The sequence below is a fragment of the Thalassotalea euphylliae genome (assembly GCF_003390335.1).
Taxonomy (GTDB): domain Bacteria; phylum Pseudomonadota; class Gammaproteobacteria; order Enterobacterales; family Alteromonadaceae; genus Thalassotalea_F; species Thalassotalea_F euphylliae_B.
Genome location: NZ_QUOU01000001.1, coordinates 1114386 through 1137448 on the forward strand (window position 1 = coordinate 1114386; position 23063 = coordinate 1137448).

General features: G+C 44.7%; 21 protein-coding genes. 15 read left to right on the forward strand and 6 right to left on the reverse strand.

Annotated features, from left to right (window positions below; all coding sequences use genetic code 11):
• Window positions 1–24: 24 nt before the first annotated feature.
• From DXX93_RS04935 to DXX93_RS04985, 11 genes are all read left to right on the forward strand, one after another.
• Window positions 25–1038 carry an XdhC family protein gene (locus tag DXX93_RS04935; protein ID WP_116007094.1) on the forward strand — a complete coding sequence of 338 codons (1014 nt, stop codon included), beginning with the start codon at window positions 25–27 and terminating at the stop codon, window positions 1036–1038.
• On the forward strand, window positions 1035–1709 hold the full coding sequence (locus DXX93_RS04940) for a nucleotidyltransferase family protein (protein WP_116007095.1): 675 nt from the start codon (window positions 1035–1037) through the stop codon (window positions 1707–1709). The genes DXX93_RS04935 and DXX93_RS04940 overlap by 4 nt, the downstream gene beginning before the upstream one ends.
• A 203-nt stretch (window positions 1710–1912) precedes the next feature.
• A complete protein-coding gene (locus DXX93_RS04945; RefSeq protein WP_116007096.1) occupies window positions 1913–2428 on the forward strand; it encodes a (2Fe-2S)-binding protein in 516 nt (171 codons plus the stop codon).
• Between the two features lie 2 nt (window positions 2429–2430).
• Window positions 2431–4725, forward strand: a complete 2295-nt coding sequence (locus tag DXX93_RS04950) for a xanthine dehydrogenase family protein molybdopterin-binding subunit (RefSeq protein WP_116007097.1) — start codon at window positions 2431–2433, stop codon at window positions 4723–4725.
• A gap of 205 nt (window positions 4726–4930) precedes the next feature.
• Window positions 4931–5479 carry a DUF2058 domain-containing protein gene (locus DXX93_RS04955; RefSeq protein ID WP_116007098.1) on the forward strand — a complete coding sequence of 183 codons (549 nt, stop codon included), beginning with the start codon at window positions 4931–4933 and terminating at the stop codon, window positions 5477–5479.
• A 25-nt stretch (window positions 5480–5504) separates the two neighbouring features.
• A complete protein-coding gene (locus DXX93_RS04960; RefSeq protein WP_116007099.1) occupies window positions 5505–5900 on the forward strand; it encodes a glutaredoxin family protein in 396 nt (131 codons plus the stop codon).
• A gap of 198 nt (window positions 5901–6098) precedes the next feature.
• On the forward strand, window positions 6099–7115 hold the full coding sequence (gene msrP, locus DXX93_RS04965) for a protein-methionine-sulfoxide reductase catalytic subunit MsrP (protein ID WP_116007100.1): 1017 nt from the start codon (window positions 6099–6101) through the stop codon (window positions 7113–7115).
• A gap of 70 nt (window positions 7116–7185) precedes the next feature.
• Window positions 7186–7773, forward strand: a complete 588-nt coding sequence (gene msrQ, locus DXX93_RS04970) for a protein-methionine-sulfoxide reductase heme-binding subunit MsrQ (protein ID WP_116007101.1) — start codon at window positions 7186–7188, stop codon at window positions 7771–7773.
• A gap of 255 nt (window positions 7774–8028) precedes the next feature.
• On the forward strand, window positions 8029–9411 hold the full coding sequence (locus DXX93_RS04975) for an amidohydrolase (RefSeq protein WP_116007102.1): 1383 nt from the start codon (window positions 8029–8031) through the stop codon (window positions 9409–9411).
• A gap of 13 nt (window positions 9412–9424) precedes the next feature.
• Entirely contained in the window at window positions 9425–10687 is a 1263-nt protein-coding gene (locus DXX93_RS04980) for an amidohydrolase family protein (RefSeq protein ID WP_116007103.1), read from the forward strand.
• Window positions 10688–10827: 140 nt separating this feature from the next.
• On the forward strand, window positions 10828–11211 hold the full coding sequence (locus DXX93_RS04985; protein WP_116007104.1) for a hypothetical protein: 384 nt from the start codon (window positions 10828–10830) through the stop codon (window positions 11209–11211).
• Between the two features lie 28 nt (window positions 11212–11239).
• Here the strand turns inward: DXX93_RS04985 and DXX93_RS04990 are convergent, their stop codons facing one another.
• The 5 genes from DXX93_RS04990 to DXX93_RS05010 all read right to left on the reverse strand — a co-directional run bounded on the left by DXX93_RS04990 (window position 11240) and on the right by DXX93_RS05010 (window position 14725).
• Complete coding sequence (locus DXX93_RS04990) at window positions 11240–11437, reverse strand: DUF4177 domain-containing protein (RefSeq protein WP_116007105.1); 198 nt, start codon at window positions 11435–11437, stop codon at window positions 11240–11242.
• Window positions 11438–11492: 55 nt separating this feature from the next.
• Window positions 11493–12044 carry a DinB family protein gene (locus DXX93_RS04995; protein ID WP_116007106.1) on the reverse strand — a complete coding sequence of 184 codons (552 nt, stop codon included), beginning with the start codon at window positions 12042–12044 and terminating at the stop codon, window positions 11493–11495.
• 136 nt (window positions 12045–12180) lie between these two features.
• Window positions 12181–13137: an amidohydrolase family protein gene (locus tag DXX93_RS05000; protein WP_258872590.1), complete on the reverse strand. Its 957-nt coding sequence runs from the start codon at window positions 13135–13137 to the stop codon at window positions 12181–12183.
• Window positions 13118–13843, reverse strand: coding sequence for an SDR family NAD(P)-dependent oxidoreductase (locus DXX93_RS05005; RefSeq protein ID WP_116007108.1), 726 nt, complete (start codon window positions 13841–13843; stop codon window positions 13118–13120). Before DXX93_RS05005 ends, DXX93_RS05000 begins: the two co-directional genes overlap by 20 nt.
• Before the next feature lie 252 nt (window positions 13844–14095).
• The gene (locus tag DXX93_RS05010; protein ID WP_116007109.1) at window positions 14096–14725 is read right to left on the reverse strand and encodes a TetR/AcrR family transcriptional regulator; all 630 of its coding nucleotides are present in this window, start codon (window positions 14723–14725) and stop codon (window positions 14096–14098) included.
• Window positions 14726–15012: 287 nt separating this feature from the next.
• Here DXX93_RS05010 and DXX93_RS05015 point away from each other — a divergent pair, with 287 nt between their 5' ends.
• The 3 genes from DXX93_RS05015 to DXX93_RS05025 all read left to right on the forward strand — a co-directional run bounded on the left by DXX93_RS05015 (window position 15013) and on the right by DXX93_RS05025 (window position 18947).
• Window positions 15013–15438, forward strand: a complete 426-nt coding sequence (locus DXX93_RS05015; RefSeq protein WP_116007110.1) for a DUF3010 family protein — start codon at window positions 15013–15015, stop codon at window positions 15436–15438.
• Window positions 15439–15653: 215 nt separating this feature from the next.
• Window positions 15654–17450 (forward strand): acyl-CoA dehydrogenase C-terminal domain-containing protein, encoded by a 1797-nt coding sequence (locus DXX93_RS05020; protein WP_116007111.1) that lies wholly within the window; start codon window positions 15654–15656, stop codon window positions 17448–17450.
• A 315-nt stretch (window positions 17451–17765) separates the two neighbouring features.
• Window positions 17766–18947 carry an IS4 family transposase gene (locus DXX93_RS05025; protein ID WP_116006901.1) on the forward strand — a complete coding sequence of 394 codons (1182 nt, stop codon included), beginning with the start codon at window positions 17766–17768 and terminating at the stop codon, window positions 18945–18947.
• Between the two features lie 200 nt (window positions 18948–19147).
• Here the strand turns inward: DXX93_RS05025 and DXX93_RS05030 are convergent, their stop codons facing one another.
• Entirely contained in the window at window positions 19148–21217 is a 2070-nt protein-coding gene (locus DXX93_RS05030; protein ID WP_116007112.1) for a methyl-accepting chemotaxis protein, read from the reverse strand.
• Window positions 21218–21857: 640 nt separating this feature from the next.
• On the opposite strand from DXX93_RS05030, the gene DXX93_RS05035 reads away from it, so the two are divergent.
• Complete coding sequence (locus DXX93_RS05035) at window positions 21858–23045, forward strand: tetratricopeptide repeat protein (RefSeq protein ID WP_116007113.1); 1188 nt, start codon at window positions 21858–21860, stop codon at window positions 23043–23045.
• The last annotated feature ends 18 nt before the right edge of the window (window positions 23046–23063 follow it).

Sequence of the window (23063 nt, forward strand, 5' to 3'; positions counted from 1 at the left end):
CGCTAAGCCCTGAATATAAAGATTATGCAAGAAAACTGGCAAGACCTGATCAATAACTTTCACCCTGATAACCGCTGTGTTTTGGCGGTTATTGTCAAAACACAAGGGGCAACTTATCGCAAAGCGGGCACTATGATGCTGATTGATGAGCAGGGTCAGTGCACTGGGCTGCTCAGTGGTGGCTGCTTGGAAGCGGATATCGTTTTACATTCAAAATCCGTTTTTAACGATCTAGCACCAAAGTTGATTCAGTATGACTTAATGGCTGACGCCGATTTACTCTGGGGGTTAGGGCTAGGCTGCGAAGGCGCCATTGATATCGCCTTGTTGCCGCTTACCGCTGAAAATAACTACCTAGGCTTCGTTGAGCTACTCGGCGATGTAAAAGCGCACAAAGCCGGCCGTTATTTATTGGCGATACCACCCTACGACCAGCCAAGTGATTTCCCTATTGGCCGCTACCTTGCTGATCACCAAGCATCGCCGGAGCGTTTAAATGAGCGCTGGCTATCCATCCCCGTCACACCTCCAGTATCCATAGCAATTGTTGGAGCGGGACCAGACGCTGTACCAGTTGCACAGATGGCACTGCAAATGGGCTGGCATGTCACGGTTTTTGACCATCGTGATAATGCTCTATCTCGAATGAACTTTTCTGCAGATATCAGGCAAGTGAAATTAAGAGCGGAAAAAGCCAGCGAAACAGATTTCCAAGGCATTGACGCTGCCGTGGTGATGACCCATAACTTAGCATTTGATCAAAACTATCTCGCTTGCTTGTTGCAAACGGCTGTTCCATATATTGGCTTATTAGGCCCTGTCGGACGTCGAGATAAATTGTTGTCGGCACTTGATATGAAAGCTGCTGATGTTGCGGGTCGTGTTTTTGGCCCCGTTGGGTTGCCAATTGGCGGTCGCAGTCCGCAAGCGATTGCTTTGTCGATTGTTAGTGAGATCCAGCAACAAAACGCAGCTAGCTTAGCCAAAAGAAATCTACTGAATGCCTGTGAATTACCGAGTACTTTTCGAAAACAATGACCTCAAAGCACGACAACAATGAGCTAGCTATAGTCATTTTAGCCGCCGGAAGTTCTTCGCGTTTAGGCCAACCTAAGCAACTTATCGAACTAGGGGGCGATATTTTATTGATACGCCAACTAAAGCTGGCGCTTTCAATGGCTCAACACGTTACTGTGGTTATCGGCTGTGAAGCGCATCGATACCGGGAAATGCTTGGCGCTTGGCCTGTAAATGTGGTGGAAAATACGCACTGGCACTTGGGAATGGGAACATCCATTGCCTGTGGTGTCAGCGCGGTTGAAGGTGCAGACAATGCAATGATCTTATTGGTTGATCAGTGGCAGCTAAGCAAACAGGATCTTGTTAAATTATGGGCTGCCCACCGAGTGGGTGAGCAGGCTGTAACAGTGAGTTGCTGGCCAGAAGCAGAGCAAGAATTGTCGCAAGACATTTCGCAGCCCAAGCAACCTATGCAAACCAAGACTGAATTTGGCCCACCCGTGGTTTTCTCATCATCCGTTTTTAGTGAGTTGAAACTATTGCAAGCTAAGCAAGGTGCAAAATTTGTTGTGGCTAAGCTGCATGCGCACACCCCATCAGCCGTTAAAAAAATAGCAATGCCTAACGCGAAAGCAGACGTAGACACGCCGGAACAACTGAAAAAATTGCAGACTCAACGCAAAGCGTAAACACTTTTGCTTATTTTGGCGTATAGTTATGACAGTCAAAGTAGGCTTGTCGTTAGTCTAAAAAATTAAATAATAGAAATAAAAACAATTACATAAAAACAAAGTCATATTGATTGACTGAGTAGTAATACCAATCCGCATAATAATATGTTCAGCTCAGAGCTATTTATGCGGATTGGTATCAAGGTATCTAGGAGGCACACATGATCACCTTAAACGTAAACGGTCGCGCACACCAATATAGCGATGATGAAAATATGCCGCTATTGTGGGCGCTACGCGATATCCTCAACTATACAGGCACTAAATACGGCTGTGGTAAAGGCTTGTGCGGTGCTTGTACCGTTCACTTAAACGGCCAACCCGTGCGCTCTTGCGCCACACCTGTTGCAGCGGTTAACGGGCAAAAAATTACCACAATTGAAGGGCTTTCTAATGATGGCGAGCATCCTGTTCAACAGGCTTGGCAAACGCTTAATGTGCCGCAGTGTGGTTACTGCCAATCAGGGCAAATGATGTCAGCCGCCGCTTTGTTAGCGAATAACCCAACGCCGAATGACGAGCAAATAGAACAAGCGATGAGCGGTAATATTTGTCGCTGTGGCACGTATGAACGTATCAAAAAGGCGATTCACTTAGCAGCGGACTTATCTACTACTACAGCTAATGCGGCTGATCTAGCCGTTGATGTTGGCGCTACTGGCAAAAAAGGAGCGTAACCATGGCTGAGAATAAGGTAAAGAATCAAGCAACTAACCGAGCAAGCAACAATCATGTTGAAAATGTCAGTCGTCGCTCATTTCTAAAAAGTTTAGGCTTAGGCTCTGGCGCCTTGGTGTTAGCGGTAAACTTTCCTCAAGTCAGTGGCTTGCCTAAGGCATTCGCCGCACCTGCTGCCACTAAATTTGAGCCAAGTGTCTATGTGCATATTAACGCTGATGACACCGTTGGTATTATTGTTCATCGTTCAGAAATGGGGCAGGGCATTCGCACCAGTATCCCTATGGTAGTGGCTGATGAACTTGAAGCTGACTGGCAAAAAATTGAAGTTATTCAAGGCTTAGGTGACAAAAAGTACGGTAGCCAAAACACCGATGGTTCGCGCTCAATTCGCAACTTCTACCAGCCACTGCGAGAAGCTGGTGCCACCGCGCGTACTATGCTTGAGCAAGCAGCGGCAAATCAATGGCAAGTGCCTGTGGCAGAGTGTTATGCCAAAGCCAATAAAATAGTTCACAAACCGACGGGCAAAACCGCTAGTTTTGGTTCTTTAGTGGCGGTTGCAGCCACGTTGCCAGTGCCAGATCCAATCTCGTTGAAGCTTAAAAGCAAAGCCGAGTTTAACTTTATTGGCAAATCCGACATCCCATTGGTTGACGGTTATGATATCGCGACGGGCAATACTACCTATGGTTATGACGTACAGCTGCCAGATATGGAATATGTGGTCATCGCACGTCCACCCGTATTGGCTTCTAAACTCGTCAAGTTCGACGCAAGTAAGGCGAAAAAAGTACCGGGTGTGATTGATGTCATTGCGCTTGAGAACTTGGAGGAGCCGCCACTGTTCAAGCCTCTGGGCGGTGTGGCTGTGGTTGCTAAAAACACTTGGGCCGCCATGCAAGGTCGCGAAGCGTTAGTCATAGAGTGGGAGAATAGTGAGCACGCCAATTATGAGTCTGAGGCTTATAAAAAAGCACTCGCTGCCAGTTGTGATGCGCCTAGTGCGATATTGCGAAAAGCCGGTGATGTCGAGGCCGCACTAGCAAGTGCAGATAAAGTGTTCGCTGCTGATTATTACGTACCTGAGCTAATTCATGTGCCGATGGAGCCTCCTGCGGCGACAGCACACTATCACGAAGGCGTATTCGATATTTGGGCGTGTACACAAACGCCGCAGTCAGCACAAGGTACAGTGGCCCAGTTGCTCAACGTGCCACCAGAGAAGGTAAATATTAACGTGACCTTGCTCGGTGGTGGTTTTGGTCGTAAGTCAAAACCTGACTTTATTGTTGAAGCTGCGATGATGTCAAAACTGCGAGGCAAGCCAGTGAAAGTATGCTGGACCCGTGAAGATGAAATTCAAAACGGTTATTACCACGCAGTAAGCTATCAGAAACTTAAAGCCGGTGTTGATGCTAATCATCAAGTCACAGCTTGGCAGCACAATGTCGCATTGCCAACGATCAGTTCAACCTTTGCAAAAGGTGCTGATGTTATTGCCTTTGAAGCGGACTTGGGCTTAATTGACATGCCTTACGATATTGCTAATGTGCAATGTGGAGCAGGCAAAGCTACCGCCCATACCCGTATTGGTTGGCTGCGCTCGGTCACTAATATTAACCAAGCATTCGCGGTATGCTCATTTGCGGATGAGCTTGCTCACGAGGCTCAAAAAGACCCGAAAGATTACTTACTTAGCTTGCTAGGCGATGATCGCCATATCGATCTCGCTGCGCAAAATGCCGAGTACGGCAACTACGGCTCAGATATCAAGCAATACCCGATTGATACTGCGCGCTACAAAAATGTCGTCAATCGCGTTGCCAAAATGGCCCACTGGGATAAACCACGTAAACCAGGCAAAGCTTTGGGCATTGCTGTACATCGCAGTTTTGCTACGTATGTTGCGTGTGTGGCAGAAGTGAGCGAGCAAAACGGTAAAATCAAAGTTGACAATATGTGGTTTAGCGTCGATTGCGGAACAGCGGTTAACCCTGAGCGTATTCGTTCACAAATGGAAGGCGCCGCCGTGTTTGGTATTTCACTTGCTTTTTATGGCGAACTTACTGCCAAAGATGGTGTGATTAAGCAAACTAACTTCCACGATTACCCGGTTGCACGTATGGCAGATACGCCAGTGACTGAAATTGACATTGTTGAGAACGATGCGCCTCCGGGCGGTGTTGGTGAGCCAGGTGTACCTCCGGTAGCGCCTGCGATAGCCAATGCTATTTTTGCACTGACGGGCAAGCGCCATCGAGAACTACCACTGGCGAAACAAGGCATTGTGTAAGCTCACGTGACTTGAGCGCCTGACTCAATCACCTGATCAACGTTCAAATAATTAAGCCAGCAACTACGCTGGCTTTTTTGTCTGCAAATTGATTATAACCAAATTTTACACGGCACTTGTCGCACAGAAGATTCGAATTTTGTACACTTAGCCCCAGCATTTTGAAATGAATCATTTATTCGGATTGACAAGGTAAAGATAGGTTATGGCCTCATTGCAAGATCAGCTACTTAAAGCTGGTTTAACAACCAAGCAAAAAGCGCGACAAGCGAACAGTGACAAGCGCAAAAAGAACAAGCAAAAACGCAGTGGTGCGCAAGTTGAAGCGACGATGCAAGAGCAAGTGAAACAGGACATTGCCAAGCAAAAAGAGCAAAAGTTAGCGAAAGACGCAGCCTTAAACGCTGAAAAACAACAGCAGCTAGCGGCTAAAGAGCTACACCAGCGCATATTGCAAATATTAACGCATCATCAAGTCAAAGGTATCGAAGGCGAGGTTGAATACAACTATACCTTTGGTACGACAGTGAAAAAGCTCTTGGTTAATGCGTTAACGCAAAAGGCGCTGGTCAATGGCCGTTTATCCATTTGTGGCTTAGACGACATCACTTATGTCGTGACGAAAGAAACCGCAGATAAACTTGCTACCCTCGATGATGCTGTTGTCTTGCTGAGTAACGACAAAGTGGAAGCTGCCGTCGATGAAGACGATCCCTATGCCGCTTATCAAATTCCAGATGATTTAATGTGGTAAACGAAATCTAAATTAAGGTAAATATATGAAACTATTACGCTGGTTGATTGGCCGAGTGGTGATTTTAGTGAATTTTCTCACTCAACCTAAGTCACCGAAATTAAGCGCTGAGCGTCAACAAGAAATTGCCGAGCTAACGAAAAATTTAAGCTTATATCATCTACCTACTTGTCCGTTCTGTGTCAAAGTACGTCGCGCCATGAAGCGTGAAGGTATTGAGCTACCGCTGATGAACATCAAAGATAATAACTACGCCGTGCGCGAAGAGTTGGTTAACGGCGGTGGTAAGCCAACCGTACCGTGTTTGAAAATCACGCATGCCGACAATAAGGTTGAATGGATGTACGAATCGAACGACATCATCGCGTACCTTGAAAATCTAGTGAAACAAGGTAGTGCGTCAACGGCAACCGCGGCATAGATAGCCCTGTTGTCGGCAAAACCATGATTGGTTTGAAGCAACGCTTGAGTTACCTCAGCGTTGCCATACGAATTAATTTAAGCAAATGAAAATTAATTCGATAATGTGCGGTCTACAATTGCCATAAGCACCTAAATTTTAGGTCGAGTCAAGTTAACAGTGCTGGCTAATGTCAGCATTGTTGTATCTGGAGGTTGTATGCTGATCAAATCTAAAAAGTCTTATCAATTAACCGAAAATGATGTGACCAACGAGCAGGTTTACGTTAATCGTCGCCAACTCTTAAAGTCGATGGGCTATATTGGCGCAGGTACGTTATTAAGCCAGTCGGTTGCGCGTTCAGCAAGCGCTGCGCCATTGGATTTTTGGGGCTCTTCAGATGATAAAGCCTTTAGCCAACAAGCGCTCAATTTTAAAAAAGCACAGCCAACAGAAGAGCTACTCACACCAGAAGCTAAAGTGACCAGTCACAACAACTTCTATGAGTTTGGTCTCGATAAAAGTGATCCTGCACGAAATTCACAAGGGCTAAGAGTAAACCCTTGGCAGCTAACGGTGAGTGGTGAAGTGAGCAAACCTATCACGTTAGACTATGATGATTTATTCAAAAAATTCCCACTAGAAGAGCGTATTTACCGTTTGCGCTGCGTTGAAGCTTGGTCGATGGTTGTGCCGTGGATTGGCTTCTCGCTGGCGGATTTGATTAAACAGGCCGAGCCAACCGCCAAGGCTAAATATGTTGCCTTTGAAACCTTGTATGATCCCGAGCAAATGCCCGGGCAACGCAGCCGCCGTATTGGTGGTGGTATTGATTACCCTTATGTGGAAGGTCTGCGGTTAGACGAAGCGATGAATTCACTGACCATGCTGAGTGTTGGTTTGTATGGTAAAACCCTACCGCCACAAAATGGGGCGCCAATTCGCCTTGTTGTGCCATGGAAATACGGCTTCAAGAGTATTAAATCAATTGTGTCCATTAGGTTAGTTGAAAAAATGCCGCCAACGACTTGGAATATTCTGGCACCGAATGAATATGGTTTTTACGCCAATGTTAACCCAGAAGTATCACACCCTCGTTGGAGCCAAGCGAGTGAGCGCCGAATCACCACGGGCGGCTTGTTTGCACGCAATCGCATTGCGACCTTACCGTTTAATGGTTACGGCGAAGAAGTTGCCCACCTGTATAAAAACATGGATTTAGCGCGTTATTACTAATGCGCTTTTTACATTTTTAGTCGATTCAAAACTTCAACGTTTCAACACGTTAAGCACCAGAGTGTTTTAGATGATTGCAGTAGTTAAAACCCTTGTTCATTTAGCCGCAGCGTTGCCACTTGTATGGCTTTATTATGGCGCGATAACTGATGCGATAGGCGCTGATCCCGTTGAGCGGGTGATTCACTTTACCGGTATTGGTGCCCTTAATATTTTGTTAATTTCGCTCGCGATCACTCCTTTAGCAAAGCGCTTTAAACAGCCTGTGCTGCTTAAATTTAGACGCTTACTAGGTTTGTGGGCATTTACCTATGCCGCGTTGCATTTATTGAACTTCTTATTTTTTGAATTACAGTTTGACTGGCGTTTGTTCATCGATGAAGTGATAGACCGTCCATATATTACTGTGGGTATGTTTGCTTTCGCTATTTTGTTGCCACTTGCAGTTACATCACTGGGTAAAATCAAGCGTAAAATGGGCAAAAGCTGGCAGCAGCTCCACAACTGGGTTTACATTGCTGCAGTTGCGATTTGGGTGCACTTTTACTGGTCAATCAAATCAGATATCTACGAACCTGGGCTTTATGCTATCGCGTTAGTTTGGTTGCTATCGCTGCGTAAAGATCGCATTCGTCGCTGGTTGTTTAAGCGTAGCTAAGCTCATTTTAGCTAAGCATAGTTGCGAGCTATTAAAGCAACACTTCAAACTGCTGGTTTCCCCTGTTTTCTGGTTAAGCGCTGCGATTGTCGAAGAAAAGCGCAACTGGTCGCAAATATTACTAAAACTCGTCGCACATCCCTTGTTGTTAACATTTTTTCAATATACTGTTGTGCGTTGATCCATTATCAAAATAATAGGCTCTTTGCGACTTAGTAAAAAGCGCGCAAAAAAGAGCAAAACTCAGGAATAACCATGAAAAAATTGATGCCCTCATTGGTGATGGCAGCGGTTTCTATTGCGCTTAGTGGCTGTATGCAGTCTGAGCAACAAGACGCCAAGGTCACCTTCGATAAGAACCCATACCCAAGCACTTACCAAGTGTTACCACAGCAAACTACCTTGATTAAAAATGCAACCGTCCTTATTGGTAATGGCGAGCGTTTAGACAATGCCGATGTGTTATTGGTGGATGGTACAGTTAGCCAAGTTGGGCAAAACCTAGCTGCCGATGGTGCTGCTGTGGTCGATGCGCAAGGAAAATGGGTAACACCAGGGGTAATTGATGTGCACTCTCACTACGGTGTTTATCCAAGCCCTTCGGTTGAGTCACATGCCGACGGCAACGAAATGACTGCGCCCAATACGTCAGAAGTGTGGGCTGAGCACAGTGTTTGGCCGCAAGACCCAGGGTTTCACGCAGCCCGCGCTGGTGGTGTTACGACACTGCAAATTTTACCTGGCTCCGCTAACCTCTTCGGCGGCCGAGGTGTTACCTTGAAAAACGTGCCGAGCCATACGATGCAAGGCATGAAGTTCCCAGAAGCGCCCTATGGTTTGAAAATGGCGTGTGGTGAAAACCCTAAGCGTGTTTATGGTGGCCGTAAAGAAGCACCGGGTACGCGCATGGGGAACATGGCGGGCTACCGTATGGCTTGGGCTGAGGCAACAGAGTACAAGCGCGCTTGGGAAAAATATGAAGCAGACTATGCCGCCGGTAAAAACCCACAAGCCCCAGTTCGCGATATTGAGCTAGATACGTTAAAAGGCGTGCTTGATGGCGATATCTTAATTCACAATCACTGCTACAAAGCCGAAGAAATGGCGATGATGGTAGATTTAGGTAAAGAATTTAACTACCACTCAGGTACTTTCCATCATGCTGTTGAAGCATACAAGATTGCCGATATTCTGGGAGAAAACGGTAACTGTGCAGCCATGTGGCCAGATTGGTGGGGCTTTAAGATGGAAGCCTATGATATGGTTGAGGAAAACGTTGCTATGGTTGATGCGGCGATGAACTCTTGTGCCGTTGTTCACTCAGATTCAGGCACGACTATTCAGCGCTTGAACCAGGAAGCAGCGAAAGTGTTGTACCGCGCAAACGAAAACGGCTTCGCGTTAACGGAAGCGGATGCCATTCGCTGGATCACGAGCAATGCCGCTAAATCGCTGGGTATCGACGATAAAACCGGTAGCCTTGAACAAGGTAAAAACGCTGATGTCGTGATTTGGAATACCAACCCATTTAGTGTCTACGCATTGGCTGAGCAAGTATTTGTTGACGGTGCTAAAGTTTACGATCGCTTCGATGACAAGTATCAAGCGCAAAGTGATTTTATGCTGGGTCAGGAATAAGGGAGGCAAGATTATGAAATTACGAAATACATCATTTAAAACATCATTCATTGCCTTAGCGTTAGCAGCGGCATCATCGGTGAATGCAGCAAGTATCGCGATTACCAATGCAAAAGTTCACACTGTAACCGACGCAGGTGTATTGGAAAACGCGACGCTGGTTATCGACAACGGCGTTATTGCGGCTATTAACCCTGCAACATTGGATGCCGACCACATTATTGATGCTCAAGGTAAGGTGGTAACGCCTGGTTTGATTAGCTCAATGAACCAAATTGGCTTGGTTGAAGTGAGTGCTGTCGCGCGCAGCCGCGATGCAGATGCGAAAAAAGCGGATATTACTTTTGATCCAAGCCTTGCCTTTAATCCAAAATCTAGCTTAATTGCGTTTACGCGCAAAGCAGGCATTACCAGCAATGTTAGCGCGCCAAATGGCGGTGATGACATGTTTAAAGGTCAAACCTTTGCCGCTAAGTTAAATGGTGAGTTTGATAGTGTTTACAGCCCGAAAAATGGCGTGTTAGTCGAGCTTGGCAGTGAGTCAAAGGGCTCACGAGCGACTAACTTACAAGCACTTACCAATAAGTTAGAAGATGCTCAAAAAGCGCTAGATAAAGCGGAAAAAATGGCCAAGAAAAACGCTAAAGACAAAGATAAAAAAGCGCCTAAGCGCAGCGAGCAAGCCATTAATGCCGTGCTTAATGGTGACAAACCATTACTAGTGCACGTTGATCGTGCCACCGATATTTTGGCGGTACTTGAGCTTAAACAGCGCTTTAATTTGGATCTAGTGTTACTTGGTGCAGCAGATGCGCCATTAGTGGTTGAGCAACTTGCTAGCGCTAAAGTGCCAGTTGTTATGGGCGCACTGCGGAACCTGCCGGGGAGTTTTGATTCATTACACGTAGGTTTAGCAAATGCAGGCTTGCTACACAAAGCTGGCGTTAACGTTGTGTTGACCGTTAGTGGTGATTCGCACAACGCGCACCAACTGCGTTTTGACGCGGGTAATGCGGTTGCTAATGGTATGGACTACGACGCGGCGCTGGCTGCGGTAACCGCTAATGTCGCTGATGCGTTTAACTTAGATACAGGTCGAATTGCCGTTGGTAAACCTGCCGATATTGTCCTGTGGAGTGCAGACCCATTTGAGCTAAGCACAAGTGCAGAGCAAATTTGGATTGACGGTGAGCAGCAAGTGCTTGAAAGCCGCCAAGACAAACTGCGTGATCGTTACATGGCAACCAGTGAAATGCCAAGAGCATACACTAAGTAACGCTGAGTAACACGATAGTTAAATGAAACGTAAAACCCTCATTAATTTAATCATGAGGGTTTTGTTTCTTGTCGATTTCTTTTTATCGCCATTTTTTATAACATTTGACACACAAGTGTCCAAGCTGTGAACTAGTCGTTATGTTTAAGCCTCATTGTGATTATCAAATCTCTGTTACCGACAACATCATGCACTGCACGATGAGAGGCGTGTGGAATGTTGAAGGTGTTTGGCAGTACTTTGATGATATTCAGCGACATGCCGAGCCAATATTGGATTCTCCATGGATTCGTATTGTCGATACGACAGAGTTTGAAGGCGGTGGTTTAGCACTGATGGATGCACTCAAGGATATTCAAGAATGGAGCCTCGCGCATAAATGCAAGCACTTGATCATTGTCGCGCCTCGACCCTTGAACAAAGCAATTCTAGACCAGCATCAGGCGACATATGCCAATATGAAGTACTTATACACGATGGAAGAGGCGCTAACTCAAGCTCAAGCCCTACTTAGTGTCGATTAAGTGTGTTAGGCCGGCTCAGTCAGTACCGCTAAGTAATCGCCTTTTTCATTATTCCTGAAAAGCCGAATTCACCTTCTAGCTCGCGAAAATCGACATTAACAAGCTCCCATCCCTGCAAGCCAAGCTCGTTGAGGTATGCTTCAAGATCTTCTCGTTTTTTGCCTTTAAACATCCCCGCGCTTTTGACATCACTCGAATCTATGATTTTGTACTCGTACAGTTGCATCGCTTATTTCCTTTTTTATGACCTTGTTCTGTATTGGGTTAGTTTAACTAATCGTTTAATTAGCACTAACAGCGCTACCTTCACTGACCACAACGGGTAAGTCCATACAAGCATAGTCAATACCAAATTGGCTCATCACACAAGTGAGCTGACCACGGTGGTGTGTTTGGTGATTAAAAAGGTGCTGAATAACGTCACCAGCAAGTTTACTGATCTCATCGCCTTCTGTCGTTGTATAGCGAATATGGGTTGTACAGTCTTGCTCAGTCAGCTGTTGGCAGAAGGTGATGATGAGTTGATCTAGCTGTTGTCTTGCATCTATGAGTTCATCGAGTGACTCAAAATAACGGTCTGTCGGCGACTGAGGAGTCGGGAGCCCTGCAAGTATTTCCGGAGAAAAGTTGGCAATGCGGTTGTCAGCCAAGCGACCGAGGAGAATCAAATCGCCAAAAAGCAAGTGGTTCCAATAGTCGATAATCGTCTCGAAAAATGAGCCTGTCGGTTGATTGAGGAGTGCGCCCGGTTGCTGGCGGCAAATCGTTAATAGCTGGCGGTTAATGCGTTGATTATAGTGCGCCATCATTTGAAAATTTTTCGGTAGACTCATGGTTATGACAAATATCCTTGTTAAATTAATGTTCGAGTTCGCTTGAAAAAGCTCGAATTGAGGTCATTACCCTTGATGTTGCATTGCCAGAATTTGTCGTGTTTCTAGTTCCTTGTTTGCACTATTGTGCGGCAGTTTAGCGTTTTTGTGAATTGAACCCATACCAAGTATAAGCATTTTCAAAACACAGTTGATTTACGACTTCACTCGGCACGTTATTCGACACTTTATTAGGCACTTCATTAGACAGATGGCTTTGCTTGAGTATGTCACAATAACCTTGCCATAGCGCTTGGTATGAATTTGAGAATAATGAAAGCGGAAAGTTACTTGCCAGCATCACACGATGGCGGCCAAAGCAAGCAATGGCGTAATCAATGACTTGCTGTTGCCAATGTGCACAGTAGTCACGCGCTGTCATTTCCCAGCCAGAGCATTTAATGGCGATATTGTCATAGCGAGCAAGGCGCTGAACACCTGCTTGCCAGCTGGTATCTTGAGTAATATCTAGGCTGGGCCAACCTGCGTGATTAATCATAATGCGCAGATTGGGCACGCGATCTAAGATAGCAGAGAGTAGGCTCTGGGCTGCCGAGTCCGCCAATGACAGTTGTAGCTCAAAATGCAGGCCTAGGTTAGCTAACATGTTGAACTTTTCGATTATGTTAGCCTGCTCAAGAATAGCTTCTGCGCTTTCATCAAGAATGTGTCTAACCCCAACCACAGAGCTAAATGTATTGAGTTTAGCTAGTGTTTCACAATAAGACGGTAACTCAGCGCTCAAATCGATCGTTGCTACTGACTTAAATGGCAAGGATACCGTCTTTTCAAGCCAGGCGATCTCGCGCCAAGGCTGATTATTATCAAACCCTGCTTCGATGTGGACAAAGCCCGCGAGTGAAAACGGCTGCTCTAGTGTGAGTGCCGAGCAGTCAAAATTGCGGGTAATTATTTGTTTATCTGGCCAATATGGCGGGTTTTCAGGTTTTAGCCAAGAGTAATCACCGCAATCTAGGTCAAATAAGTGCAGGTGAGGGTCGATAATACGCATAATGTTTAATGAATGACTTGGCTTATTGCGCGGTGTAGCCACCGTCAATGACTTGCAAGCTGCCAGTAATAAATTTGGCTTTATCCGATGCTAAAAATAGCGTTAACTCGGCAACTTCTTGAGGCTGTCCCAAGCGGCCAAGTGGTTGCAGGGCTGCCTCTTCTTGATGGACTTGGTTGATATCGGCGCCAGATTGTTCGACATAGCGATTAATCGCGTTGTGATAGAGCGGCGTTTCTATCGTGCCAGGGCAAACGGCATTAGCACGGATATTGTATTGGGCATAATCAAGCGCGGTTGTGCGCGCCATTGACGCGAGTGCAGATTTTGACAAGTTATAGGCAAATGAGTTGCGCTTGCCAACAACCGCTTGATCACTGGCAATATAAATAATTGAGCCACTTTGTTGCTCACGCATAAAGGGTAAACATGCCTGTGTGGCAGCATAGGCGCCTTTGACATTGATATTGAAAACACGCGTTAAGTCAGCTTCGCTGGTATCTTCGATATTGGCTGAGAAATGAATGCCAGCGTTGGAAACCAGTGCATCAATGCCGTGTTGGCGTCCCAACTTATCGACCGCATCCTTTACTGCCGCGATATCAGTGACATCGCACTCAATAAAGTGACCATATTCACTTGCTTGAATATCAAGGTTAAAGACTTGGTAACCTTCCTTGACAAAGGTTTTCGCAATGCTCAAGCCAATGCCTGAGCTACCGCCAGTAATAATACAAGTTTTCTTCACGTTAATATCTCGTTTGTGTCTATTTTGTTTGTGTCTATATATGGCCAAGTCAAGAAATTGTCTTATGCTAGTGTCATTAAATTCAGCATTGTCGGCTCGCTAGCCTAGCTAGTCTCTATCAGCTTGATTTATGGCTAACTAAGCAGGGGTATTCTACTTGTAATTGGTTTTTTATTCACCAAGGGGATTAGACTAAAGCGCTTTTACCTAGAGTGAGAAGAGTTACCGGCTTATTGTCAGCTGTTGCCCAAACTACTGCTGAGTTAAGTAGCTGAGGAGCATCGCGCTGAGCTGTTGGCAATGTTCTTCCATTGCCAATGGCGAAGCGATTGCGGGTGTTAGATCGCCATATAGTATTTTTTCGATTAGGCCGTTGATCATCATAAACGTTGCCATATCACAAGCCATTTGCGGTGAACGATGCGTTATCTCTTGTGCATGTTGCATTAACATCGCTGCAATTTCGCGATATTCCTGCGAACGTTCATTGAGTTGGCTGGTGGGCAATATTTCTGGGTATAAGCGTGCATTCAGGTGTAAGGTTCTCAGTACACCGGCATTGTTGGATAAAAAATGGCAACAATTTTCGACAATATAGGTAATTTGCTGTGCTAGTGTCGCCTGTTTCTCTGTTGTTAGTGCCAGTACCCAGTCCCGTTGTTGAGTACCGAAGTCTTGATATAAATAGGGCAACAACGCCTCTTTGTTTTTAAAGCGACGATAAAATGTCCCTACAGAGACCCCTGCATTTTCAGTGATTTGTGCAATACTAATATGCTCAAAAAAGTCTTGTTTTAGACAACTATTGAGCGCGTCGAGTAGCTTCTTTTGAGTTTGCTGACTTCGTACTTGTTTGGCTTCAATAATTGAATCTGCTTGCATACTTTCTCTCTCGGGGAATTTAGCCTGTCTTAGGCATTAGATTACTGCTATTTCTTTCGGCTACTTGATCTTAAAAATTAAGGCTTAGCAGAGTACTGTACTCTTACTTGTGCTAGCAGTCTAAGGCAACTATTTGGCTAAGTCGAGCGACTAAAGAGGATGTTTGTACATATTTAGTGCAAATACTTCAAACCATTGTTCGATATTGTACGTAATCTATGAAATTACTGTCCTTCCCACTAAGACAAGAGCATAATAGCGCCGTTTAATGCATGGGGATAAAGACAATGAAAGTATGTGGTGTTGAGCTTAAAGGTAATGATGCAATTGTATGCGTAATGTCGTTGGCAGATGGACTGTACGACTTACCGCAGTTGCGGGTTGCAAAGGTTTCTATTGATGACGCAGGCGATGCTGAGCAAGTACAAAAATTTCAATTTGCGTTTAAGAAGTTGATGGAAGACTACCAAGTTGAACAAGTGGTGATTAAAGGGCGCGCGCTAAAAGGCAAGTTCGCAGGCGGGCCTGTTGGCTTTAAACTTGAAGCCGCGATTCAACTAATTGACACGCTCAAGGTTGATATAGTTTCAGGTAGTTTTGTGAAAAACACGTTGGCAAAAAGCCAAGTGGGTATTGATTTTCGCGATACAGGATTGAAAAAGTTCCAACAAACGGCTTTTGAAACTGTGTTTGCGTTTTTTGAAGGGAAATAACATTCAGTGCATTAGCACAAAAGCGAGTTTCGCAGCAGCAACGAAGTAAACGACGAGCAACTATATAAACCGCTCCAATAGCCATTTATAAACCGCGGTTATATTGGAAATAGAAGTTGAGTTTGTGCTTTTAAATTGGCTACGAACCTTGTTAAAATGTTAGGGTTTAACAAGTCCGACCAGTTAGTGTTGGGATTCAAATTGAGGAAACGACAATGCCAGAATATAAAGCTCCACTGCGTGATATGCAGTTCGTGATGCAAGAGTTGTTAGATTGTGAAACTCATTACCAAAACTTGGGTTATGAAGACGCAACACCAGATATGGTTAGCGCAATCATGGCTGAAGCTGGTAAATTTACAGAAGAAGTCATTGCACCTATTAACCAATCAGGCGACGAGCAAGGTTGTAAGTGGGAAGACGGTGTTGTTACAACACCTGATGGCTTTAAAGAAGCTTATCAACAATACGTAGAAGGTGGCTGGCCGACACTATCTCAACCAGTTGAGCACGGTGGTCAAGGTTTACCTCATTCCATTAACACGGCAATTGGTGAGTTCCTTTCTGCTGCAAACCACAGTTTCGCAATGTACCCGGGGTTAAGTCACGGTGCGTTAGCAACTTTAGAAGCGCACGGTTCTGATGAGCAAAAAGCGATGTTCATGCCTAAGCTAGTTGACGGGACTTGGACTGGTACCATGTGTTTAACTGAACCACACTGTGGTACCGACTTAGGTATGTTACGCACTAAAGCTGAGTTAAATGACGATGGTTCATACTCACTTACGGGCACCAAGATTTTTATCTCTGCCGGTGAGCACGATTTATCAGACAACATTGTACATATCGTAATTGCACGTGTGCCAGGTTCTCCAGAAGGTACCAAAGGTATCTCATTATTTGTTGTACCTAAGTTCAATGTCACTGCTGACGGTGAAGTAGCTGATCGCAACGGCGTAAACTGTGGCTCAATTGAGCACAAGATGGGTATTCACGCGAATGCAACTTGTGTTATTAACTTCGATGGCGCCAAAGGTTACTTAATTGGCGAAGTCAACCGTGGTTTGAACTGTATGTTCACCTTTATGAACGCTGCGCGTTTAGGTGTTGCTAATGAAGGTGTTGCGGCAGCTGATGCTGCATTCCAAGGCTCATTAGCTTACGCACAAGATCGCTTACAAATGCGCTCACTAACTGGTGCTAAGAACCCGAATGGCCCAGCTGACCCGATTATCGTTCACCCAGACGTTCGTCGTATGCTGTTAACGCAAAAATCAATTGCAGAAGGTGGCCGAGCGTTAAATGGTTACTTAGCTCAGCTCGTTGATATTGTTGAAGCTGAAAAAGATCCTGCAAAGCGTGCCGAAGCAGAAAGCAAGCTAGCATTATTAACACCAATCGCCAAAGCATTCTTAACTGAGTTAGGTTTAGAGTGTACCAGCCACGGTGTACAAGTATTTGGTGGTCATGGCTTCATCAAGGAATGGGGCATGGAGCAGTTGATGCGTGATACTAAGATCAGCTGTTTATACGAAGGCACCACTGGTATTCAAGCACTAGATTTACTTGCGCGTAAGATCTTAGGCTCAAAAGGCGAAATGATTAAGCCATTCGCTGCTGAAGTGACTCAGTTCTGTACAGAGAATGTAACAGATGAGCAAATGAGTGAGTTTGTTAAGCCAATGATTACCATTGCACCTAACTGGCAGAAAATGACCCAAGAAATTGGTATGAAAGCGATGCAAAACCCAGATGAAATTGGCGCAGCATCAGTTGATTACTTAATGTACTCAGGTTACCTAACACTTGCCTACTTCTGGGCGAAAATGGCTAAGGTTGCGTTCACTCAGTTAGCTGAAGGTACAGAAGACAAAGCGTTTTACGAAGCGAAAATCAAAACTGCTCGCTTCTACTTCGCACGTATCCTGCCTCGTGCACAAGGCCATGCAGCATGTATCGAAAACGGTGCGGCGAGCATGATGGCACACGACGAAGAAGAATTTTTATTCTAATGCGTTGTAAGCGTTAAATACGATCTAAAAGGCCAGCATCTCGCTGGCCTTTCTTATACTCTTATCATTTTTACCTTACATATGTTGGGTGCTTAAATTATACCAATTGAATTAATTAATTGATCAATTCAGAGCGCTGTCAGCGGTGGGAGAACAAGCCAAATTTTTGTTGATATAGTTATTCTACATCTCATCAATTTGGCGCAGTTATCGCGACGCTGACACGCTCCCAAAGGGCTGAGGAATCCCCAAAAAGTGACAGGCATAACAATTTGTGATCTTATTGAATCGCCAAACACAATAAGGACAACTGTTATGCCTGTAAAATCACTATGCCACAACTACTTTAAAAATACGCTATCTTCCTTCAATCGCGCACGCATGAAAACCTTAATGCTCAGTGCCGATGCGTTAATTGACTCGAATCGGTTAACTCTCACTGATATAGGTCGACACCTCGAAGGAAAAGCGTTCAGTAAAAACAAAATTAAACGAATCGACAGATTTTTAAACAATGACCACTTACAACGAGAGCTTATTGACATTTACCGTGCGCTTGCCAAGCCCGTTATAAGCCAATTGCCATACCTAGTCATTGCTGTCGACTGGAGTGGGTGCTGTGGCTCAAATTATCATTTGTTACGCGCTAGTTTATTGGTCGATGGTCGCTCAATGACGCTCTACAACATGGTTGTTGAAGAAAAGGATAAGGAAACCCGTACCACTCATCAATTGTTTCTCTCACGATTAAGTCACATATTGGCGGGGCATGCGAAAGTGTATATCACATCTGACGGCGGCTTTTTAACACCTTGGTATGCCGAAGTACTTGCCCACGGATGGGATTTTATTGGTCGACTGCGAGGTACAATGAAGTGCCAATTGAAACAGCAGCCAACGCAATGGCAAACCTTAGCGCAGTTAAGAAAGGACGCCAGTTGTACACCTAAAAATTTAGGGAGCGCAAGGTTAACGCAACACAGCAAAACGGGGTGCCAAGCGAGCCTGCACCTTTATCAAGGTGAGCACAGAGGCCGACGCGGGAAAAGCCGCTTTACTAAGGATGATAAAATGTACCGCAACCTTGCTCATGAACCTTGGCTCATCGCGACATCTGATGCCGAGCTAACAAGTCGCGAAGTAATCAATTTGTACGCTAAACGTATGCAAATAGAGCAAAACTTTAGAGATGACAAAAGTGAGCAGTATGGTTTTTCTTGGCGGTTTAGTCGAACGATGGGCATTAAACGGATGAGCATACTGTGCCTTATCGCTTGTGTAGCAAGCTTGGTACTCTGGCTTATTGGCTTTGAAGCAGAAAGAAGAAAATGGCACTTTAGGTTCCAAGCAAATACCGTGAGAAAGCGGCGCGTGCTTTCATTTCTGTCACTCGCCAAAAATATTGTCAAACAATGCCCTCACCAGTTAACAAAGAGGTTTATCAAAAGGAGTTGGTTAAATTTCATTAACGACTACAACAAGATAATCATTGTATGATAAATGGGGATCCCTCAGCCCAAAGGGCGAGTTTAAAAGGCTCATATGCTGCGTTATTGATTTTGACAAGGGAACGACCATTCTCTGCAATCAATGCCTTGCCTCTAAGCCTTTTAATTCTCGCTGAATGATTAAGTAGTTATTTCAATTGGTATTATTCGTGTTAGTGCCCAAAGCTAGCTTGACCATCTTTCACCAGTTTAAACCCTAAATTGGCTGATTGAGCCAGCCAGCTGTTGATTGCTTGCCGCTAAGGCTTGGCTGTTCGTAACTGTTTGCTTACCACTTTGTGTTAAATCGGTAACAACCAATCGAATATTACTCATATTTTGACTGACTTCTTCCGTTGCGACACTTTGCTGCTCAGCAGCTGTCGCAATTTGGCTATTCAAGTCATTAATTTCAACAATAGCGCTGGTCATGGTCGATAAACTTGACGAGACTTTAGCGGTATTGTCAGAGGCTAATTGACAGCTCGCTTGAGTGGCTTGCATTGCGCTAACGGCATTGCTGGCGTCTGTTTGCACTTTAGTAAGGATCTGACCGATCTCTTCGGTACTGGCTTGCGTGCGCGAGGCGAGGGCGCGCACTTCATCGGCTACGACAGCAAAGCCTCGGCCTTGCTCACCAGCACGAGCGGCCTCGATTGCGGCATTAAGAGCTAATAGGTTAGTTTGAGCGGCAATATCACCAATAACACCCAAAACGTTGACTATTTCTTGGGTGTTGTCATTCATGGTGTTGATATTCACAGCTGCTTGTTCGATTTCCATCATCAACTGCTCAACGCTCGCCGTTGTCGAGTTTACTAAGTGTTTGGCTTCTGTCGCCTCCTGCTCGGCGTAATTCGTATTGTGAGCCGATTGCGAGGCATTCTCGGCGACACTATTGGCGGTGGCGCTCATTTCAGTAATCGCTGTAACGACTTGCTCTGTTTCATTTGCGTGCAGGTTTAGCGCTTGGTGATTGCGCTCAGATTGTTCAGACAGTTCATCTATGTTTTGGGTGATATGGTTAGAGGATGCACTAAGCTCGCGTAGCATATTTTGCAAGTAGACAATAAAGTCATTAATCGATGAGGCGATAGCACCAATTTCGTCTTTATTGGTTATCGCTATGCGCGAGGTTAAATCGGCCTCACCACTTGATAAACTTTTGATGCGGTCATTTAACAAGGCTAACTTAGTAATGGTTTTGTTAATAAACCAAATCAATGAAGCAAAGGTTAGCAAGGTTACGAACACCATCATGATAATGCTCTGCTGGGTTTTCTCGGCAAAAACGGTTTTTGTTGCTTGCGTTAACTGGGTTTGTGCCGACTTGATCTCGGTTTCATAAGTACCAGTGGCAATCACCCAGCCCCAGTCTGGAAATATTTTACGGGCATAAGAAATTTTATTTTCAGGCTGGTTTGTTGCCGGGTTGGTGAACGGCATGTCGATAAAGGTTTCTTGTTTATTTTTTATCTGTTCGGCGATTTTTTGGGTATTGGCGATGCTCGTGCCGATCAGTGCTTTATTGGGGTGAGTTAAGAACACCCCTTGGCTATCCTGAACCCAAAAATAGCCGCTTTCGCCATACCGTGCTTGCAGTATCATCGCCAAAGCACTTGCTTGCTTGTCAGCCTGTAGGTTGGAAATATATTCATCAGTGCTGATCACTATATTCAATGGTTTAACCAGCATAGCAACGGCAAGCTTATCTTCTACTTGCTTACTCTTAGGATTAAGGTCAGCATATCGGGTGAAGCCAATGTCATGGGTTAATGCGGAATTGACAATATCACGACCGAAATACATACCGTTATTGTCTGTTAAATCTTTGGCGCTTTCACCAATTAATAAAGGGTCAAGCGCGTGAGTTTGGTAAACAATGGAGTCCACGTCGAAACTATAAGCATAACGATTATCACCCCAGCGATAATGGTTAAGAAATGCGTAAACCCGATCTTTGGCTAATGTTTTAGACTCACTGGCCTGATAAATCGAGAGAAGTGTTTGGTGGAGTAGCTTGATTTCGTCGCCAAGCTCTTGTTTGAGCTGATCAAGTTGTGCCTGTTGATAGAAAATATGGGCAGATTGGGTGGCAGTATCCGCTTGCGCCTGCAGGCCTCTTTGCAAACTGTGTCTGACCGACTGACCCACATTTTCATATTCTTTTTGCAAGACAGTGTTTTTCGTCGAGATGACTTCAACGATAAAAATAACTCCCATGGTAAGCATAGCGGCACCAGCTAGTAGCATTAATTTTGCTTTGATACTGAGATTCATAGTAATTTCCTATTCCTTGTATTTTCGAGAGATGATGGCTAGGTGATATGCTGCTAGTGCTAAACGGTAATTTACGTTGATAGCAGACTTACTTAGCGCTAGAAGGCTAACGAAGCGCTTTTCGATAGCCGATTACTCAATCGTTATTGAGTTTGAAAACGTGTCTAAGCCTAAGTTGTGCTTGGTTATATAGATATCTGTACTGAGGCAATGGTAGATCATAATTAACTCCTATCTAATTATGTAATTGCTAAGGCTGGTGGAAACAACTTTAGCTAGATCTAAAATTAACAATCCGTTAACACGAATATAACCTAAATAAACCAATGATCTTCATAATAAATCCATCAATTTCGGATGAAATCATCGCTAGTTTGATATAGAACAGGTTTTTGGCTTCTTGTTGCGGCTATTTTTCATACTGAACGATTGACTTTCTTTTCCTTTCCCTTTTTTACGGTAAGAAATGCCCCTATCGCCCCTTGCTATTTTTCATTCTCTTTTTCTTGGGGTTAAGAAAACAGCACCAAGGAGCTATCCATTAATAGAGCAACTCATTAATAGAGCAACGAAAGATTTAGTAGATCTCTTTGCCGCTAACCAGTATGGTTAATTTGCGGTTGGCATCTAAGGAGTGATAATGCGTTGTTTAATTGTACTGATACTGATTATATGGAGTTATGGCTGTAGTCATCAGGCTTATCAGACCAATCAAGCCAGCCAGGCAAACACAGGGCAAGCGTTGCCGATAGCCTATCACCTGTTTAACTACCAAACGGTTGACATCACTTCCGAACAAGAGCTGTTTAGTCTTAGCACTGAGCAACAGCAGCAATTTCTGGCTTATTACAACAAAGCGCTAGCGCAAGGTGAAGATAAGCACCAAATCATTAGTGATTACCTTCTTAATAAGGTCGCTAACTTTACCTATTACGGAGAAACCTACACCGCATCGCAAGCGATGAATAGTTTGCAGGGTAACTGCATGAGCTTAGCTATTCTTACCACAGCATTGGCGCGTTTAGTGGATGTCGATTTAGCGTTTCGTGAAGTACTGACCTTACCGGTATTTGAAAAGCAGAATAATTTGGTGTTTTCATCAATCCATGTGCAAACCAAGTTATTTGCCGCACCTAGCCAAGGAGGACTGAGTGCTATTTTTTCAAATGCTGGTGTCGTTATTGATTACTTTCCTGCATCAAGCAACATTAAGAGTCGTTACCTTACATATCATCAGTTTGTTGCTATGTACTACAAAAATATTGCTTCTGATGCACTAGTGGTAGGTGATCTTGAACGCGCCTTTGCTAACGCTATTACGGCTTATCAATATGACGACACTAGTGTCGAAGTCATGAATCTTCTTGCCGTTATTCATCGCCGTCAAGGAGATGAGCGCACAGCAGAGCAAATTTATGATTTTGCCATGAAACTCGCACCAAACAATCTTTCTTTACTGAGTAATTATGCAACTTTGCTGGCTATGCAGCATCGCGGTGAAGAAGCCAATGGGCTACAAGCAAAAATGGCGAAACTTGAAGATCCCAACCCATATAGCTGGCTGAATCAGGCGTATTTAGCGCAGCAGCAAGGTAACTATCGCCAAGCCATCGAATTTTTTAATCGCACGATTGAACTGGCGCCATATGTCAATGAGGCTTACATTGGCTTGTATCAGGTTTACATGGCGAAAGGTCAGGAAACAAGAGCAAAAAACGTCATTGCGAAAGCACTGGATTGGACCTACAAGCCGTCGGAACGACGTCAGTTGAAATATAAACTGTACGGCCGAAATACGTTGCCAGATAAAGTAGATATCAGCCAATAAAATTATTGGCTGATAAGA

Coding starts and splice junctions, on each gene's coding strand:
- DXX93_RS04935 (WP_116007094.1), top strand. CDS start 25: ATGCAAGAAAACTGGCAAGACCTGATCAATAACTTTCACCCTGATAAC.
- DXX93_RS04940 (WP_116007095.1), top strand. CDS start 1,035: ATGACCTCAAAGCACGACAACAATGAGCTAGCTATAGTCATTTTAGCC.
- DXX93_RS04945 (WP_116007096.1), top strand. CDS start 1,913: ATGATCACCTTAAACGTAAACGGTCGCGCACACCAATATAGCGATGAT.
- DXX93_RS04950 (WP_116007097.1), top strand. CDS start 2,431: ATGGCTGAGAATAAGGTAAAGAATCAAGCAACTAACCGAGCAAGCAAC.
- DXX93_RS04955 (WP_116007098.1), top strand. CDS start 4,931: ATGGCCTCATTGCAAGATCAGCTACTTAAAGCTGGTTTAACAACCAAG.
- DXX93_RS04960 (WP_116007099.1), top strand. CDS start 5,505: ATGAAACTATTACGCTGGTTGATTGGCCGAGTGGTGATTTTAGTGAAT.
- msrP (WP_116007100.1), top strand. CDS start 6,099: ATGCTGATCAAATCTAAAAAGTCTTATCAATTAACCGAAAATGATGTG.
- msrQ (WP_116007101.1), top strand. CDS start 7,186: ATGATTGCAGTAGTTAAAACCCTTGTTCATTTAGCCGCAGCGTTGCCA.
- DXX93_RS04975 (WP_116007102.1), top strand. CDS start 8,029: ATGAAAAAATTGATGCCCTCATTGGTGATGGCAGCGGTTTCTATTGCG.
- DXX93_RS04980 (WP_116007103.1), top strand. CDS start 9,425: ATGAAATTACGAAATACATCATTTAAAACATCATTCATTGCCTTAGCG.
- DXX93_RS04985 (WP_116007104.1), top strand. CDS start 10,828: ATGTTTAAGCCTCATTGTGATTATCAAATCTCTGTTACCGACAACATC.
- DXX93_RS04990 (WP_116007105.1), bottom strand. CDS start 11,437: ATGCAACTGTACGAGTACAAAATCATAGATTCGAGTGATGTCAAAAGC.
- DXX93_RS04995 (WP_116007106.1), bottom strand. CDS start 12,044: ATGAGTCTACCGAAAAATTTTCAAATGATGGCGCACTATAATCAACGC.
- DXX93_RS05010 (WP_116007109.1), bottom strand. CDS start 14,725: ATGCAAGCAGATTCAATTATTGAAGCCAAACAAGTACGAAGTCAGCAA.
- DXX93_RS05015 (WP_116007110.1), top strand. CDS start 15,013: ATGAAAGTATGTGGTGTTGAGCTTAAAGGTAATGATGCAATTGTATGC.
- DXX93_RS05020 (WP_116007111.1), top strand. CDS start 15,654: ATGCCAGAATATAAAGCTCCACTGCGTGATATGCAGTTCGTGATGCAA.
- DXX93_RS05025 (WP_116006901.1), top strand. CDS start 17,766: ATGCCTGTAAAATCACTATGCCACAACTACTTTAAAAATACGCTATCT.
- DXX93_RS05030 (WP_116007112.1), bottom strand. CDS start 21,217: ATGAATCTCAGTATCAAAGCAAAATTAATGCTACTAGCTGGTGCCGCT.
- DXX93_RS05035 (WP_116007113.1), top strand. CDS start 21,858: ATGCGTTGTTTAATTGTACTGATACTGATTATATGGAGTTATGGCTGT.